Genomic DNA, 17,140 nt, shown 5'->3' with positions numbered 1-17,140 from the left:
ATACACCACAGGATATAGCAGGAATGAGATACTTGATAAATCCATCTGCAATGCCAGTGATAATGATGAGCGGTAGGCCTGCTCCAGATGATAAGGCGGGTTTGAGTCCGAAAAATAATTCGGTCCAACCGTATGGATAACATACTGACATTTTAAACGACCCGCTTTGGTTATCCGTGCCTCCCCAACCGGACAACGAACGCCATCGATATCAGGCAATGCTTTGCATTCTTTCAATAACCCGGTACCGGCCGTTCGGTGAATGGCACCATCGACCCCACCGCCACCCAGCAGCGTCACATTTGCCGCATTAACGATCGCATCAGAATTCGACTGAGTGATGTCACCACGCTTCAAAATAATATGATTATTATCCATATCCCCTACCTTTCCATCACAGATACCTACCTTATATAACTAGCACATGCCCCTAAAAAACGGTATCTGACAACGATGAAAAATTCCCCGGTTATAAAAAACACAAGATCAGAACGAATTTTTTTTCCAAATAACAAGTTTTTGGAACGTATTTTTTGGGTTACAGAAGTTACAAAAGGTTTAGATAGTTACAAAATAAGCAAAATCAATATTTCTTACTATTCCCAGTATTAGACTACCCACAATATAGTCAATCACGTTTTTTTCGGTGTACAACACTGATATATAAGAACAATAAAAGTGATAATTTACACTACACAATTTCTATTACTCACTGGAGGATAACTGTGCAAACTTTTACCACAGATATCGCGGTCATTGGTGCCGGTGGCGGCGGTCTTCGCTCAGCGATTGCAGCAGCCGAAGCAAATCCAAACCTGGAAGTCGCTCTGATTTCTAAAGTTTACCCAATGCGTTCGCATACCGTTGCAGCGGAAGGCGGCTCAGCGGCTGTCATCAAAGAAGAAGATTCACTGGATAACCACTTCAATGATACGGTTGGCGGTGGCGACTGGTTGTGTGAACAAAATGTTGTGGAATATTTTGTTGAAAACGCAACCCGCGAGATGACCCAAATGGAACAATGGGGTTGTCCATGGAGCCGTAAAGAAAACGGCGAAGTGAACGTACGTCGTTTTGGCGGAATGAAAATTGAACGCACCTGGTTTGCAGCGGATAAAACCGGCTTCCACATGCTTCATACTTTGTTCCAGACTTCAATGAAGTACCCACAAATTAAACGTTTTGATGAATATTTTGTGGTTGACCTGCTGGTTGACGGCGATGAAATTCAGGGTCTGCTTGCTATTCACATGTCAGAAGGCGAGATGGTCATCATCAAAGCCAAATCCGTCATACTGGCAACCGGTGGTGCGGGTCGTGTGTATCACTGCAACACCAACGGCGGTATTGTTACGGGCGATGGTATGGCGATGGCTTACCGTCACGGCGTACCACTGCGTGATATGGAATTTGTTCAGTATCACCCGACAGGTCTGCCGGGTACCGGTATTCTGATGACCGAAGGTTGTCGTGGTGAAGGCGGTATCATGCTGAACAAAAACGGTTACCGTTATCTGCAGGACTACGGTCTGGGACCAGAAACACCGGTGGGTCAGCCGAAGAACAAATACATGGAATTAGGTCCGCGAGACAAAGTGTCGCAGGCTTTCTGGCATGAGCAACAGAAAGGCAACACCATTTCAGCACCCACTGGGTGATGTGGTGCATCTGGACCTTCGTCATCTGGGTGAAGAATACCTGGAAGAGCGTCTGCCGTTTATCTGTGAGCTGGCCAAAGCGTACGTTAACGTAGACCCGGCGAAAGAGCCGATTCCAATTCGTCCGACGGTTCACTACACCATGGGTGGTATTGAAGTTGACCCGGCGTGTGAAACCCGTATTAAAGGGTTGTTTGCGGTGGGTGAATGTGCGTCTTCCGGATTGCACGGCGCTAACCGTCCTGGGCTCTAACTCAATGGCGGAATTCGTGGTACTTGGCCGGGTTGCGGGCGAAAGCGCGGTGAAACACGTGGACAAGTTTGCCGGCTGGGATGATAAGAAAATCGCGGCACAGGTAAAAGAAGTGGAAGCCCGTATTGAGGCGCTCCGCACTCAGGAAGGTGACGAGAACTGGGCAACCATCCGTACCGAGATGGGGCAGAGCATGGAAGCCGGTTGTGGTATTTACCGTCAGGAAGACCTGATGCAGCAGACCATCGACAAACTGGCTGAGCTGAAAGAACGTTACAAAAAAATCAGCATCAAAGACAAAGGCAATGTATTTAAAACTGACCTTCTTTATGCAATCGAAGTGGGTTATGGCTTAGATGTTGCAGAAGCAATGGTTCACTCTGCGATTAACCGTCACGAATCCGTGGCGCACACCAACGTTAGACGAAGGTTGTCAGGAACGGGATGACGTTATTATCTGAAAACACTCGCTGGCCTTTTACACCCAGAGGGCGCACCGAAGATTGACTACAGTTCCGGTAACGATTACCAAATCGCAACCGAAAGCGCGTCTGTATGGTGATGCAGCAGAAAAAGCAGCAGCGGAAGAAGCGGCGGCAGCAAAAAGCGCAGAGGAGAAGGCAATAATGACCCCACAACGCATGCAAAAGGTAGATATTCTGCGTTATGACCCTGAAAAGGATGCTGAACCATATCTACAGTCGTACGAAGTGCCATTCAATGAAACCATGTCGGTTCTGGATGCGCTGATGTACATCAAAGACAATCTGGACAAACACCTGTCATTCCGCTGGTCCTGTCGTATGGCCATTTGTGGCTCTTGCGGCATGATGATTGGTGGCGTACCGAAACTGGCGTGGTAAAACGTTTTCTGCGTGATTATCCGAATGGTGTCAAGATTGAGCCGCTGGCGAATTTCCCGATTGAGAAAGACTTAATTGTGGACATGACTCCGTTTATCGAGCGTCTGGAAGCCATTAAACCTTACATTCTGGTAACGACCGCAAACCGGAAGACGGCACTAACCTGCAGACACCGGAAGAGATGGCCCGTTACAAACAGTTTGCGGCGTGTATCAACTGTGGTCTTTGCTATGCAGCCTGTCCTCAGTTTGGTCTGAATCCTGACTTTATCGGTCCTGCGGCGCTGACGCTGGCGCACCGTTACAATCTGGATACCCGTGATAACGGTAAGGCCGAGCGTATGGATATAATCAACGGTGAAAACGGTGTCTGGGGCTGTACGTTTGTCGGTTACTGCTCTGAAGTGTGTCCGAAACACGTTGACCCTGCAGCAGCAGTTAACCAGGGCAAACTTGAGTCATCAAAAGACTTTGTGATTGCCATGCTAAAACCACAGGAGTCATAAGAAGATGAGTAATCGTAAGCCTTATGTAAGAGAAATGAAACGGACCTGGTGGAACAACAATCCGTTCTACCGTTTTTACATGTTACGTGAAGGAACGGTATTACCCCTGCTCCTGTTTACGGTATTCCTGACGTTTGGTTTGGGTGCATTGGTACAGGGCCCGGAAGCCTGGGCAAGCTGGTTATCATTTATGTCTAACCCGGTTGTCATCATTATCGATATTCTTGCGCTGCTGGGGTCACTTTACCACGCGCATACATTTTTCGGCATGCTGCCGAAAGTCATGCCAATCAAACTGAACGGCAAAGAGATTGATACAAAACTGATTGTTGGCGGTCAGTGGGCAGCGGTTGTCGTGATTTCAATCATCGTATTGCTATTGGTATAAGGAGAAGACTGTGATTAATCAACATCCAAAACGTTCCGACGAGCCGGTATGGTGGGGTCTGTTTGGTGCTGGTGGTACCTGGTTTGCCATAATTTCACCGGTCACAATCCTTGTACTTGGTGTTTTGGCACCGCTGGGTATTCTGGATGCGGACGCACTCAGCTATGACAGAGTGGCGGATTTTGCCGGCAGCTTTATTGGTGGCATTTTTGTCATTCTGACGCTGGCGCTGCCAATGTGGCATGGTATGCACCGTCTTCACCACGGTATGCATGATTTGAAAATCCACACTGGTTCACTGGTCAAGTTCCTGTGTTATGCAATTGCGTTTGCTATCACTGTACTTGGCGTTGTGTTTGTATTTATGATTTAACGACTTAATGAGGCAGTGAACTTCCCTACAGGTGAAACTGCCTCGCTGTATAGGAAACAAAAGATGTCAATAATACACTTATTCGACGGTATCAACATGTTCTATGTTCACATGCTATTGTTGTTGGCCGTCATCTTCACTGGTATCCGGTTTGGAGGCGTCGCGTTTGGTCTGCTTGGTGGCCTTGGCGTAACCATTCTGGCTTTCGTATTCGGTATTGCACCAGGGAAACCCCCTGTCGCCGTAATGCTGATTATTTTGTCTGTAGTTGCAGCTTCTGCAACGCTTGAAGCGACTGGTGGTCTTAAACTTTTAGTCAAATACGCAGAAAGATTAATGCGTAAACACCCTAACCAGATCGTATTCTTAGGTCCTATCTGTACTTATACTTTAACCGTTTTGGTCGGTACAGGTCACTCTGTATACCCTCTTCTACCGGTTATCTATGATATTGCCTATAAAAAAGGCATTCGTCCTGAACGTCCGATGTCAATTGCATCTGTCGCTTCTCAGTTAGGTATTACTGCCAGCCCTATTGCAGCGGCTGCAGCCGTTGTCATGGCAACAGCAACCGATAATAACCTTGATATCGGTCTGATCGATGTTCTGAAAATCACCATTCCAGCTACTTTCTGTGGTCTGATGGTGGCTTGCACATGGAGCCTGAAACGCGGTAAAGATCTGGATAAAGACCCTGAATTTCAGGCTCGTCTGAAAGATCCTGAATTCGTCGCAGAACTTGAAGATAACGATGGCACTAACGAAGAACAGGATATTGAACATACTGCAGGCAAAGGTCTTGGTATCTTCCTTGGCGGTATCGCAGTCGTTGTCTTTGTTGCACTATTCGGTAAAACACTGGGACTTCTGCCGCATGGCGTGAAAATGTCAGTTGCTATCCAGTTCTTAATGCTTGCGGTTGGTGCCGTCATCCTTCTGACAACTAAAATTCAACCAAAGAAAATTGTTCACAGTAACGTTTTCATCGCCGGTATGACTGCAGTTGTCATTATCTTTGGTATCGCATGGATGAGTGAAACCATTATTACTCACCACGAAGATTACCTGATTGGAATGATCAGCGGCATTGTTGCAGCACACCCATGGGCATTTGCGTTCGCCATGTTTGCAGTATCTGCATTCCTGAAGAGTCAGGCAGCCGTTCTTACCATCATGCTACCTCTTGGTTTTTCTTTAGGAATTCCGCCAAAAGTACTGATTGGTGTATTGCCTGCTTGTTACGCATATTTCTTCTTCCCATTCTATCCAAGTGATCTGGCAGCGATCACTTTCGACAGAACCGGAACAACCCGCATCGGTAAATATGTACTAAACCACAGCTTTATCATCCCAGGATTTCTTGCCGTATCAACAGCAACCATCATTGGTTACTTCTTGTCTATGGCACTAAATTAATAGAATAAAACTCTGTTTATTCTATTAATTGAAGGTCTTGGTGATATATTTTTCGGCTGATTGGTAATACAATCAGCCTTTTCTTATTCTATATCAGCAAAAAATGGGTCTAGATAAGTCATAATTTATATAAATATTAATTACGTGATAATCTAAAACGAATCAAACACAAGATCGATCCATAATAACTATCTGCAAAATGCAGAAACCCAATTAATCCAAACTATGAAATTAAAGAACTACCTGACATTAAGTACCGTTGCAGCCACTTCATCAATTGTGATTATCGTCACTGTGGCTATTTTGTACCTATTACAGCATACCTATCACGATGGTTTGAAGGCCAGGGGTCTTGAACTCGCCGCAGTGGTTGCTCATGATCCGGTTGTTATTGATTCTGTGCGGGAAAAAAACCAGGGTATTCCTCAATACGTACTGCAACATTATATCGAAAACATCAGGGCGAGAACTGATGCTTCTTTTATTGTCGTCGTTGATAAAAATGCCATCCGGCTAAGCCACCCAGATCCACTGAAAGTGAATAAACATTTCGTTGGTAAAGATATCTTCCAGGTTTTAAAACAAGGCGAGGAATACAGCACGATAGAAACTGGATCATTGGGAAAAGCAATCCGTAACTTTGCACCGATCATCGATAATGGACAAATCATAGGCGCTGTCTGTATTGGTTATCTTACTGAACAAATCTCTGACATTCTTCAAAGGCAGTTTATCCAGATAATTACACTAATTGTTATCGTTTATTTAGTCGGCTTGTGTGTCACAGTGGCCTTTTTAACAAAAATAAAACGTACCTTTTTCGATTTCGAACCGGAATACATTGCCAATAAATTTCGCGAACATGAAATGGTTTTCGATAGTATTCGTGATGCTATTATTGCTATCGATAAAGATATGAAAATTACACTCATTAACGATCGGGCAATAAGAATGTTATCGATGGGGGTTTTCAGCCGTTCTGATTATATAGGGCAATTATTATCCCGCTACAGTTCTTCTCTTAGTCACCAGGTATTACAAACACCGGAGCATTTTCAACAAGGGGAATTTATGTTGGGTAAATTATTATATCAGGCTGATATTTACCCGATTATCACATCAAAAGAATTAAGTGGTCATGTCATTGTTTTTTTTGCCAAATCAAATAATAATGATCTGGAAAACGAATTAACCTACCTTAAAAGTTATTCCGAATTATTAAGAAGCAAAACTCACGAATATTCCAATAAATTAAATGTATTATCAGGTATGCTTCAAATTGGAAAATATGATGAGTGTATCGACTTTATTCAGCAGGAAGCCGACGGCTACCAATCGATAATTAATCAGATCGTTAAAACGATTTCCAATTCTGCTGTTGCGGGATTATTATTGGCAAAATTTAATAAAGCTTCTAGAATGGGCGTGCATTTTAAGCTGGATAACGACAGCAGCTTTTCCCCTTATGAAAAAGATACTTCCGAAAAAATTGTCACTATTCTCGGTAATTTAATAGATAATGCTCTGCTTGCTGCCTGGGAAAACCGAAATCAGCAACCGTCACCCTTTATTTCAATTTATATCAGTGACAGAAGTCAACATATTATGATTGAAGTGGAAGATAATGGTATTGGAGTACCAAGCGAAATTGAACATAATATATTAGAATTTGGAGTAACCTCCAAAGATACGGACGAACAAAATGGTGTCGGTCTGTATTTGGTAAAACAACTTGTCGATTACATGAACGGTAGCATTGACTGGGAAAGAACAGAAGATAATTCAACCTTATTTAGCGTATATTTAGAAAAGAAAAGTGGTCACAGATGAAAAATAAAACCCGTGTTATGATTCTGGAGGATGATATTCGTGCAAGTTACACTCTGGAATCAACAATTAATCATCATGGTAAATTCCAGGTTGTTACCGTCACCGAAACGTGCCGCGAAGCTCTAGACCAGTTCAAATTATATACGCCTGAGTTAGTCTTTGTTGACATCACTTTACCGGATGGTAACGGACTGGACGTTATCCGAAAATTACGTACAGAGAATGAGTCCTGTCATTTCATCATGACAACCGCTATCCGTGATACTGTTGTTGTTGAAAAAGCAGTTCAACTCGGAGTTATTGACTATCTTGTTAAACCCATCCGCATGTCGAGAGTAAATCAGGCTCTCGATGATTATCTGAAATCAATTGAAACATTTCGAAATCAAACGACAGTCGATCAGGCCAGTATCGATACATTGTTAGGAAAATCACCGACGTCACACTCCCGCCGACGTACACCAAAAGGAATAGACACATCCACACTGGAACGCCTGCGTCAACGCATCAATGAACTGGGACTCACGGAGTTCTCGGCTGAAGAAGTGGGGCAAATCATGGACTTTAGCCGCATTACTGCCCGACGTTATCTCGAGTACTTAGAATCCGAAGGTACCCTCAAACTGGAACTGGATTACAATACTGGCGGAAGACCCAGACGAATTTACAAAATGCTATCGTAAATCTTATCAATAAGACTCATGCACTGATACAATTCCGCGATGGTATATATCGTAGTTACGACTAATCCAAAGCGGAGGTCATGTGGTAGTAAAACCGATAGCAGCAATAAAAAAGCGTAATCAGACCACAATAAAGAAAATAATGATTTTATGCTTATCGACGTTGATATCTCTGATTACGGCCACTGCAATGGTGAAATGTCACTATGCTGATGACAACAGTATGTTCGACTCAGTAACAGGTTTTCATGATAATCTGTTCTCAGATCAATACACAGGTAAACCTTCTGGCGATCAGGAAACGGAAAACGATGACGCGTTATTGGACGCGGTCGGAGAAAAACTCACCATTCACGCTGTCGCAGAGAAATAAGAACAAGATACGGCTGCCTTGCGGTTTATAAACTGCCAACTTCTTTTAAAACAAAATCACGGAATGCCTGATTGGCCCGGGAAATATAGCTGTCTTTTCTCCAGGCCAGGCTCAGATCAATCTCAAACGTTTCTGCAAACGGCCTTGTGACAATCCGGTCATCGTCCTGAATTGCAACCTGCCACATTGGCGAAATGGCATATCCCTGCCGGATAACCGACTTGATCAGAGGCAGTAAATTGCTGGTAAAGGCCACTTTAGGTTTAATATTCACTTCTCTGCTGATTTTATCGAGCAGGCTGTGATGATAATACCCTCTCCGGAATAAAACTAACTCATGAGAGAGAAAATCTTCGTACTCTATGGCATCCTTTTCTGCCAGAGGGTGATCAACGGCCATACACACCACCATTTCCTCTCGAATTAAACTGCCACTTTCAAGTTCAGGAGTCAGATCTTTATCAGCGACTACCCCTAACTCCACGTCACCATCGAGCAGTAATCTTCGGATATTTCTCGTTCCGGTATCAAGAACATTAATATCAATATTAGGATACTGATGCTTGAAAGCCATCAGGAGAGGCGGGAAATAGTAAGAACCAAGCATACTGGGAACACTGATCTCTACCTGCCCTTGATCCAACCCTTCCATTGCCTGCATAGCGAGTTTCGCATCCTGAGCATGATTAATGATCTGTCTGGCATAAGATAAAAACTCCTGGCCTGCTTTTGTTAATTCAATCCCCCTGTCCCGACGGTTAAAAAGGGGCATTTTTAATTCTTGCTCTAATTTTTTGATACTGCTACTTATCGCTGGCTGAGCCAAATTTGACGCTCTGGCCGCTGCAGAAATCGACCCTTCTTCAACCACTGAGATAAAATGTCGTAATTGTCTTAATTCCATCGTTAATTCAACCTAACACGCGAAAATTACTTGGATGCCAGAAGCTTATAATAGGGTATAAATTTTATCTATGGAAAATATAAATACAACATATTTTATTTATCTCTCCGCAATCGCTATTCTGAAAAAGTAAACCATTTAGTCCTCAACCATTTCAATTTATAGTAGAAAACAGTGAAAAATATCCCCCACTTCAGTCGTTTTGTTATCTCAGTATGCCTATGTTCTGTAGTCACATTCTCAAATATCTACTGGCTACAGCCGTTATTACCGGTATTACAGAGAGAATTCCAAATCAGTTCATTATCTGCCAATTTAGCCATGTCTGCCCCTCTGCTCGGTATGGGGCTGGGATTGCTTATCTTTGCCAGTTGGTCAGATGCCATTGGGAGATGCAAGATATTACTAAGTGGAACTGCAATCGGGCTGATGATCTCCTTTACTCTTCCCTTAGTTCAGGATTATCAGCTATTTCTTTCATTGAGATTTCTACAAGGTGTGTTTTTATCTGTTTGCCCGGCTCTGGCCGTACCGTTACTTGGCGAAGAGCTCAGAAAAAGCTGGTTAGCGGGTGCCGTCGGTTTTTATGTCGCCTCAAATACCGTCGGCGGACTTAGTAGCCGATTACTTGGTGGGGTTAGCTCTGAATACCTTGGCGGATGGGCGAATGCAGGCTATGTCATTGCCGGTATCAGTCTTATTCTGTTTACTGTTATTTTCTTCCTCCTTCCTAAACAAAAACACTTTAAGCCAGCACCACTAAAAATCAGTCACAGCCTTAAAGCTTATGGCAGACACTTAAAAAAACCGCAATTGCTGATCCTCTACTTATTGATCGGACTTGCATTTGGCACTTTCGTCAACTTATCTAACTACCTGATGATTGTTTTAGATGATTTCCCTTATAATCTGCCAAGCGATATCCGAAGCCTTATGTTTCTTACCCTGTTAGGGGGAACCACCAGCTCTTCGCTTGCCGGAAAATTTGCCAGGAAACACAGTCAAATTGCAGGAATTATTGTTGGTATCAGTATTATGCTGGTAGCTAACTTCCTGATGAGCTGGTCAAACATATATACAATGGTCATAGGAATGGTAATGATTTCTATCGGTTTTTTCTTTTGTCATGCTCAGGCCAGTACTTTGATTGGAAGAAGTGTCACTACCTCAAAAGGCAGTGCTCAGGCACTCTATAGCCTCTTCTATTACTCAGGAGCAAGCTTCGGGGTCTTCTTTCTTGAGCCTTTTTATAAGACTTGGGGCTGGCAGGGAGTACTTGGAGCAACAAGAATTGCTCTGACATTGTGTATATTACTTATTGTTCTTTATCAGTTAGTAGGAACATACAATAAACGGCATTCTCACGCCCTTTCATAAAAATACTTGACCTTGTAGTTTACTTTAAGGTTTACACTTACTTCAGATAATTATTCTCATTTGCAAATCTGGAGATAGTGTATGACAACTCTGGTTAATATAGGACATGCATTTATTGATCTTTGGACAGATGCAGCATTCTGGCTTGTTCTCGGACTTATCATTGCTGGATTACTTCAGTCGTTTATTAACAGCAAAAACATTGGAAAACACTTACAGGGAAAAGGATTGTGGCCGGCAGTAAAAGCCGCAATACTCGGAACACCTCTTCCGCTTTGTTCATGTGGTGTCATCCCTGCTGCGGTTGGTCTGCGCAGAGCCGGAGCCTCTAAAAGTGCCACAACTGCATTTCTGATTTCCACACCGGAAACCGGTGTGGATTCTATTGCGATTTCATATGCACTTCTGGGCCCATTCATGGCCATTATTCGTCCAATTGCTGCCGTATGCTCCGCCATTGTTGCTGCCGCACTTGTACTTCTGAATGAGGACAAAAAAGAAAATAAAATTCAAATATTGAAAATATCGAAGATAGAATCGGAATGCAGCAGTCGGTCCTGTGGGTGCCAAAACCCAACCCCTATCGACAATAGACAACCTTTTTTAAGTAAATTATGGCAGGGACAAAAATACGCTTTTACAGAACTTTTGGAAGATTTATCAGGCTGGTTGGTAATAGGATTGATCATTTCAGCAATTGTCGTAGCCACGGTTCCATATAACGCGCTGGCCAGTATTAGTCAGGGTCCGGCAGCCATGATAATAATGGCCTTAATTGGAGTCCCGATGTATATCTGTGCATCCGCATCAACGCCTCTGGCAGCTGGGTTAATGTTGGCTGGTGTTTCACCCGGAGCCATTCTGGTTTTTTTACTGGCAGGTCCGGCAACCAATATAGCAAGTTTAGGTATTGTAAAAAAAGAACTGGGCTGGCATACGCTGGTAAGCTACTTAACAGGCGTACTCGTCGTTGCTATAGGTTTTGGCTATTTTGCAAATTTTCTCATCGAAATCTGGGATATCAACATAAGCAGCGAGATTGCAAGCAGTAATGATATTATTCCTTCCGCTATAACCTGGATCGCATCAATATTATTAGCCGTGATAGTAGTAAAAGATCTTATTGTAAAAATATCCGGTTATTTTAGTAAAAAAACCTCCGGAGGCTGCAACTGTCATGGTGGTCATTGCCACTAAATAAAAAATATGGATGGTGGTCTGCTTTATTGACCACCTGCTTAAATTAAAAAGGCAAAAACGTACGCGCTTCTGAATGCATTAAATCAGATAACGTACTTAATCCCTTTTCCAATTGTTGTTCGTTACTGACAGACATTAGTGAAATACGCACATTTTTAGGATCATGTCCGTCACAGCTAAAATAACTGCCACTACTTATCAATACATTTCTGTTTTTTGCTTCCATAGTTAAATGGTCACCTGTCCATTTTTCCGGCAATGGTAACCAAATGTGAAAACCCGCCAGACTACCTGAAATACAGGAAAACAAGTCCCTTGCAATCGCTTGTCTTCGTACTGCCAGTTTTCTTTGTCTCTCTGCCATATCATAAGCGCAGCCGTTTTCAATCAGATACGATGCAACCGCATAGTTTAAGGGCGAAGATAACCAAATATTGGTTCGGATATGAGAAGCCAGTTGTGACACCAACGCTTCTGGCATTTTCATAAAACCACATCTCATAGCCGGACTGATCGCCTTTGACAAACTGGTAATATGAATTCCCTGGTCCGGTATTCTGTTACAAATTGCCGGAATTACATCAGAATTTAAAAATCCGTATATGTCATCTTCAACAAGCCAGCAGTCAGACTTTAAAATCACTTTCGCAATCGCTTTCCGGCGTTCTTCCGACATCGTCACACCAGTCGGATTCTGATGAGAAGGAACAACAATAACCAAAGCCGGATTGGACTCTCTTGTCACTTTTTCCAACACATCAGGTATCATACCTTCATTATCCATCGCTACAGGGCACACATTTCGACGATATAAGCTTGCAATAGCAAGAATCCCCGGATATGTCAGAGATTCAACAGCAATAGTATCGCCTGGTTTCGTCAATGCAATAATGGCAAGAGCCAATGCATTCTGAGCACCATCAACAAGTAATGTATTCTCTGAAGAACCGTACTCCAAACCATATGATTTAGCCCAGGCAACACCAGCCAACCGATGTTTTTCATGACCAGAGTGCTCCGCATATCCAATCAAATCAGGAGTAAAAGCCTGAGCACATCGACTATATGCGGATGACAACTCCGTGACATTTTCCAGCAAGTCCGGTTGTAAAATAGAAAGGTTAATTTCGGAATCATTATCAGTCGGATGAATCACTTTCTCAAGTGATGATTGCCCACAGACAAATGAGCCACGACCAACGAAAGATTCTATTTTCTTCTTATCAATAAGTAATTTATATGCTTTTGCTACCGTAGCCGGTGTCGTATCAATCTCAGCGGCCAGTGACTTATGAGTAGGCAACTTAAAATTTGGAGGATATTCCCCGCTAATGATCCTTTTTTCTATAATCAGCGCAATTTTTTCGAATTTACTTTCACTCACGGGTAAACCTTTATCACTAAGACATTGTACCGAACGCAGTAAATACTAACATGCAAAACATGTGTTAATAAATATAAATAATTAAACAAGCTCTTATTGACATAGGTTAATTTGAATGTATTAATATAATTCTTTTAGGTGAGCATCTAAAAGACACAAATTAATCATGGAGAAAACAATGGACATAAATAACGTTTCATTTATTGGACTAGGCGTCATGGGATATCCAATGGCAGGGCATCTTCAGAATTCGGGATTGAAAACAACCGTTTTTAACCGAACCGAAGAAAAAGCAAAACAGTGGACCCGACAATATGGTGGGGATTTTAAACTAACCCCGAAAGACGCATCACAAGGAAGTCAGGTTGTATTTATGTGTGTAGGAAACGATGACGACGTCCGAAGTGTTGTATATGGCGCAGATGGCATTCTTGCCGGTTTAAATGCTGGTGCAATCCTTGTTGACCATACGACAACATCAGCTACTCTTTCCGTTGAACTGGCCCGGGCATGTGCAGAAAAAAACATTCACTTTATTGATGCCCCGGTCTCCGGCGGACAAGCAGGTGCAGAAAATGGATGCCTTACGATTATGTGTGGCGGAGATAAAGCCATCTATAACCAAATCCTTCCGGTAATGAAGAACTATGGAAAACAAGCAACGCTCATGGGAGAAAACGGTCAGGGGCAACGCTGCAAAATGGTAAATCAAATATGTATTGCCGGTATATTGCAAGGACTAAGCGAAGCCATTCTGTTAGCTAAAGAAGCAAGTCTGGATATCAGTCAGGTCGTTGATGTGTTAAAACATGGAGCAGCCGGATCCTGGCAAATGGAAAATCGTGCAGAAACAATGGCACAGGAAAAATTTGATTTTGGATTTGCCATTGACTGGATGCGCAAAGATTTAGGCATTTGCTTAAACGAAGCTAAACTTCACTCTCTGGCATTACCTTTAACTGAAAGTGTTGATACCAGGTACCAATCACTTCAGGAAAAAGGGCTGGGACGAATGGATACATCTGTTTTAATCGAATCTTATAAGTGTGAAAAATAAAATTTTTTCATTCAATAAATAAGAATAATAGTACACAATAAAATACTAAAGCTATCTAACAATTTAGTGAATTTAACCTGTTCAATTATAAAGTGAACGCTACACTTAAAGCGAAAGGTTATATAAGCAGGAGGATAACCATGAGCATACTACCCGAAGACTCGTTATCTGATGTTTATCGTTTGTTTGATCAGGCATGTCCGACACATCGGCATAATTTTGACAACGATTCCTTTATTGAGCCACGCATTGACGTAGTTGAGAAAGAAACCGCTTTTGAAATCATCGCTGACCTTCCCGGAGTTGCAAAAAAAGATATTTCCGTTGATTGTAATGAGGGTGTGTTGACAATTCATGCATCAATCTCTCAGGAACTGGAAGCAAAACCAAACGATAAGTTCATACATCGGGAAAGACACAATGGTCTCATGAAACGTACCGTCGCACTTGGAAGTAACATTGATACCAGTGGAATTTATGCAAAGCATCATGATGGCGTATTAGAAATTTTTGTTCCCAAACAAGCCGGTCACCCGGAAGCCACTCATCATATTGATATTAACTAAAACAAACCATTGCGGAGCCATCCTGCTCCGCGATCATCATTTATCAATTAATAAAACTCAGGCCTGCTGAAACTGAGCTGCTTGCTGTCTGGTAAGAGTCTGTAAGCGTAATCCGATATTTCCACAAATTAAAAGTAAGCCACCCAACACCTGAAAACTATTTAAATCTATTCCCAGAAAACTCCAGTTAATCACAGCAGCGAAAACCGGAAATGTCATTTCCACCAATGTTGCAATTTGGGCTGGCGTATCTTTTAACCCCAGATAATAAAACCCCATTCCCAGTAAACCACTAAGTACAGCCATCAGAACAATAGAGCCTGTCACTGAAAATGGTACATACTGAATTTGATCAGGCTGGCAAGCTGCGAACAACAACAGCACAATCAAACCAAACAAAAAACGACCGGACATAATAGCGTTACCCGGGATATCACATTCCGATAAATATCGGCCACAGACGGTTGCCACTCCCCATGCAAACACGGCCAGTAAAGTGAAAGCATACCCCAAAACAATATTTTTCAGATCATTACCGTAGTGAAGATTACCCATTGTCAGCGAATGAATATCGGGCCAGATCATGACACAACTACCGCCAATAATAAGTACTGACCAGTATAAAAAATACCTCTGGATCCTTTCTTTAAGAAACCACGATGCCGCCAGTATTGCTACTATTGGCTGAAGCTTCTGCAATAAAATCACAACAGTTGGATTCAGATAATAAAAAGCCTGAGTAAAAGCCAGCGTACCAACTGCTGAACCAATTCCGCCGATAAAGAACAAGCTTACAAATTGCAATCGGTTAAACCGGCTGAATACGGCCCTGTAGCGCCACAACAGAGGAGCCGTTAAAATAACCAGGGTTAAATGTTCGAAAAGTACGATCTGCAACGTAGAATAACCATGACCTAATAATGGATAGCGGATCAGCGTATCCAATGCCCAGGTCAGGCACGCAATCATGATAAAAAATGTACCTGTCATCTTAGATTCTCCCAATATAAAGATGAACAGGGTGATGATTGAAATATCACACTCATACACACAAGAGCAATCCTTGTGTGTATTTGTTTCGATCTTCTTTCATCCGGACTATCACCGTCGGCTCTGGATTCTCACCAGATCTGCTGACCCTGCATATCAGAATAAACAGGCGCTCGCGGGCTTAATGCATGAATAAACACAAATTACCGCCGGTGGGGAATTTCACCCCGCCCCGAAGTCGATATTAATAATAAAATGAACTGAACGTTATTGTATGGCAAACAACAAAAATTCATAGTCAAAAAGTTCGACAATTAACTATGAATTTTTAAACGAAAAAACGGCTAAAAACTTTTTTAAGCGATTTAGAATGAAACGTTGATACCGACAAAAGCCCCGACACTGTGGTCACTGTCAACCATTGGACTGTTTGTGACCTCACTATCCAACCATGTATACCGGCCGCTGGCAGACAAACTGATACTCTCGGAAATGATAAAATCGGCAGACAATTCCGCATAAGTAGATACTGAACCGTCCGGGTGATATTCATTCAACGTCGACCGCGATGCTTCAACTGAACTAACACCATACAAGTGATCATTTAAATCATCGTTAAACCAAGTCACACCAAATCCGGGGGTAAGCATAAAAAACTCAGACACTGGTAACCTTTTGCTGTAACCCATATCGATTTTCCATCCACCATCGGTTTCATCAAGAAAATCGGCAGAGATACGAGTCGATATGGTCCCTAAAACCGGGTCCATATAACGGTATCCGATGTCAATCATTCCGGTGCTATCACGATCATCTAATAGCTGTAACCGCACGTCACTTGAATCGCTGGCATCAAATTCTTTCGGAAAATATGAGAGCCCCAGAGTAACGGCATTATAATCATCTTTCAGAAGGAAAATTCCACCCGATAACACATGGAAATAAAACATATTATCTTCGTAATTAATCAGCGGGAAATACTGAGTATCACCATCATAATCTTTATATTCTGAATGATGACCAAATCCGCCACCCAACCCAACTGAAGCACCAGCCGAAGCATAAGAAGAACACAAACAGGAAAGCGTTAAAAATAAAACTCGTGTTCCATGCTTATTGATGAATGTTTTCTTTTTCATTGTTAATCCAAACATTAATAATCTACCGTTATCATATAGACCTGTTTCATTTTCATCAAGTGAAGAAGATTTATTTATATTTTAATACCCGGTTGACTTTAATGTTTATTAAACAACTAATTAATAATATATAAAAAACCATTCACTTAACATTGTTTTACGACAGAACAAATTAGCTGAT

15 protein-coding genes, 2 pseudogenes and 1 riboswitch are annotated in these 17,140 nt (G+C 42.4%); of the genes and pseudogenes, 12 read left to right on the top strand and 5 right to left on the bottom strand.

From position 1 onward, the window contains the following. On the bottom strand, nt 1–378 hold a 378-nt coding region (locus LRQ06_RS13430), incomplete at its 3' end, for a macro domain-containing protein (protein WP_232767111.1). Between the two features lie 347 nt (nt 379–725). Here LRQ06_RS13430 and frdA point away from each other — a divergent pair. From frdA to LRQ06_RS13390, 8 genes and pseudogenes are all read left to right on the top strand, one after another. Further along, nucleotides 726–2,534 (top strand): annotated as a pseudogene (gene frdA, locus LRQ06_RS13425) (fumarate reductase (quinol) flavoprotein subunit); the annotation flags it as partial. Between the two features lie 3 nt (nt 2,535–2,537). Then, nucleotides 2,538–3,279 (top strand): annotated as a pseudogene (locus LRQ06_RS13420) (succinate dehydrogenase/fumarate reductase iron-sulfur subunit). A 4-nt stretch (nt 3,280–3,283) separates the two neighbouring features. Next, entirely contained in the window at nt 3,284–3,667 is a 384-nt protein-coding gene (gene frdC / locus LRQ06_RS13415; RefSeq protein ID WP_232765958.1) for a fumarate reductase subunit FrdC, read from the top strand. 10 nt (nt 3,668–3,677) lie between these two features. Then, complete coding sequence (gene frdD, locus LRQ06_RS13410) at nt 3,678–4,040, top strand: fumarate reductase subunit FrdD (RefSeq protein ID WP_232767104.1); 363 nt, start codon at nt 3,678–3,680, stop codon at nt 4,038–4,040. Between the two features lie 96 nt (nt 4,041–4,136). After that, a complete protein-coding gene (locus LRQ06_RS13405) occupies nt 4,137–5,456 on the top strand; it encodes an anaerobic C4-dicarboxylate transporter (protein ID WP_308218831.1) in 1,320 nt (439 codons plus the stop codon). A gap of 225 nt (nt 5,457–5,681) precedes the next feature. Continuing rightward, entirely contained in the window at nt 5,682–7,286 is a 1,605-nt protein-coding gene (locus LRQ06_RS13400) for an ATP-binding protein (protein WP_232767101.1), read from the top strand. Further along, on the top strand, nt 7,283–7,969 hold the full coding sequence (locus LRQ06_RS13395; protein ID WP_232767099.1) for a response regulator transcription factor: 687 nt from the start codon (nt 7,283–7,285) through the stop codon (nt 7,967–7,969). Before LRQ06_RS13400 ends, LRQ06_RS13395 begins: the two co-directional genes overlap by 4 nt. Before the next feature lie 82 nt (nt 7,970–8,051). Then, nucleotides 8,052–8,342, top strand: coding sequence for a hypothetical protein (locus LRQ06_RS13390; protein WP_232767098.1), 291 nt, complete (start codon nt 8,052–8,054; stop codon nt 8,340–8,342). A gap of 25 nt (nt 8,343–8,367) precedes the next feature. On the opposite strand, the gene LRQ06_RS13385 is transcribed toward LRQ06_RS13390, so the two are convergent. Then, entirely contained in the window at nt 8,368–9,246 is an 879-nt protein-coding gene (locus LRQ06_RS13385; RefSeq protein WP_232767097.1) for a LysR family transcriptional regulator, read from the bottom strand. A gap of 174 nt (nt 9,247–9,420) precedes the next feature. On the opposite strand from LRQ06_RS13385, the gene LRQ06_RS13380 reads away from it, so the two are divergent. Both LRQ06_RS13380 and LRQ06_RS13375 read left to right on the top strand, forming a co-directional pair. Then, nucleotides 9,421–10,623: an MFS transporter gene (locus LRQ06_RS13380; protein WP_232767096.1), complete on the top strand. Its 1,203-nt coding sequence runs from the start codon at nt 9,421–9,423 to the stop codon at nt 10,621–10,623. 81 nt (nt 10,624–10,704) lie between these two features. Continuing rightward, entirely contained in the window at nt 10,705–11,820 is a 1,116-nt protein-coding gene (locus LRQ06_RS13375; RefSeq protein WP_232767094.1) for an SO_0444 family Cu/Zn efflux transporter, read from the top strand. 46 nt (nt 11,821–11,866) lie between these two features. On the opposite strand, the gene LRQ06_RS13370 is transcribed toward LRQ06_RS13375, so the two are convergent. Beyond that, nucleotides 11,867–13,207 carry an aminotransferase-like domain-containing protein gene (locus LRQ06_RS13370; RefSeq protein ID WP_232767090.1) on the bottom strand — a complete coding sequence of 447 codons (1,341 nt, stop codon included), beginning with the start codon at nt 13,205–13,207 and terminating at the stop codon, nt 11,867–11,869. Nucleotides 13,208–13,385: 178 nt separating this feature from the next. On the opposite strand from LRQ06_RS13370, the gene LRQ06_RS13365 reads away from it, so the two are divergent. Further along, nucleotides 13,386–14,264: an NAD(P)-dependent oxidoreductase gene (locus tag LRQ06_RS13365; RefSeq protein WP_232767089.1), complete on the top strand. Its 879-nt coding sequence runs from the start codon at nt 13,386–13,388 to the stop codon at nt 14,262–14,264. 140 nt (nt 14,265–14,404) lie between these two features. Then, nucleotides 14,405–14,830, top strand: coding sequence for an Hsp20/alpha crystallin family protein (locus LRQ06_RS13360; RefSeq protein WP_232767088.1), 426 nt, complete (start codon nt 14,405–14,407; stop codon nt 14,828–14,830). Between the two features lie 57 nt (nt 14,831–14,887). Here the strand turns inward: LRQ06_RS13360 and LRQ06_RS13355 are convergent, their stop codons facing one another. Both LRQ06_RS13355 and LRQ06_RS13350 read right to left on the bottom strand, forming a co-directional pair. After that, nucleotides 14,888–15,820, bottom strand: coding sequence for a DMT family transporter (locus tag LRQ06_RS13355; RefSeq protein WP_232767087.1), 933 nt, complete (start codon nt 15,818–15,820; stop codon nt 14,888–14,890). Between the two features lie 86 nt (nt 15,821–15,906). After that, nucleotides 15,907–16,064, bottom strand: a riboswitch (FMN riboswitch). 121 nt (nt 16,065–16,185) lie between these two features. After that, entirely contained in the window at nt 16,186–16,959 is a 774-nt protein-coding gene (locus tag LRQ06_RS13350) for a MipA/OmpV family protein (protein WP_232767085.1), read from the bottom strand. Between the last annotated feature and the right edge of the window lie 181 nt (nt 16,960–17,140).

It is taken from the genome of Vibrio salinus, from assembly GCF_021272385.1.
GTDB classification, from domain to species: Bacteria; Pseudomonadota; Gammaproteobacteria; order Enterobacterales; family Vibrionaceae; genus Vibrio; species Vibrio salinus.
The sequence above is the reverse complement of the archived record's forward strand: the minus strand, read 5'-3'. Positions and strand labels throughout refer to the sequence as shown.

Bases quoted from the DNA above. Each gene is read 5' to 3' on its own strand.
- frdC (WP_232765958.1), top strand. From the start codon at position 3,284: ATGAGTAATCGTAAGCCTTATGTAAGAGAAATGAAACGGACCTGGTGG.
- LRQ06_RS13405 (WP_308218831.1), top strand. From the start codon at position 4,137: ATGTTCTATGTTCACATGCTATTGTTGTTGGCCGTCATCTTCACTGGT.
- LRQ06_RS13400 (WP_232767101.1), top strand. From the start codon at position 5,682: ATGAAATTAAAGAACTACCTGACATTAAGTACCGTTGCAGCCACTTCA.
- LRQ06_RS13395 (WP_232767099.1), top strand. From the start codon at position 7,283: ATGAAAAATAAAACCCGTGTTATGATTCTGGAGGATGATATTCGTGCA.
- LRQ06_RS13385 (WP_232767097.1), bottom strand. From the start codon at position 9,246: ATGGAATTAAGACAATTACGACATTTTATCTCAGTGGTTGAAGAAGGG.
- LRQ06_RS13375 (WP_232767094.1), top strand. From the start codon at position 10,705: ATGACAACTCTGGTTAATATAGGACATGCATTTATTGATCTTTGGACA.
- LRQ06_RS13365 (WP_232767089.1), top strand. From the start codon at position 13,386: ATGGACATAAATAACGTTTCATTTATTGGACTAGGCGTCATGGGATAT.
- LRQ06_RS13360 (WP_232767088.1), top strand. From the start codon at position 14,405: ATGAGCATACTACCCGAAGACTCGTTATCTGATGTTTATCGTTTGTTT.
- LRQ06_RS13355 (WP_232767087.1), bottom strand. From the start codon at position 15,820: ATGACAGGTACATTTTTTATCATGATTGCGTGCCTGACCTGGGCATTG.
- LRQ06_RS13350 (WP_232767085.1), bottom strand. From the start codon at position 16,959: ATGAAAAAGAAAACATTCATCAATAAGCATGGAACACGAGTTTTATTT.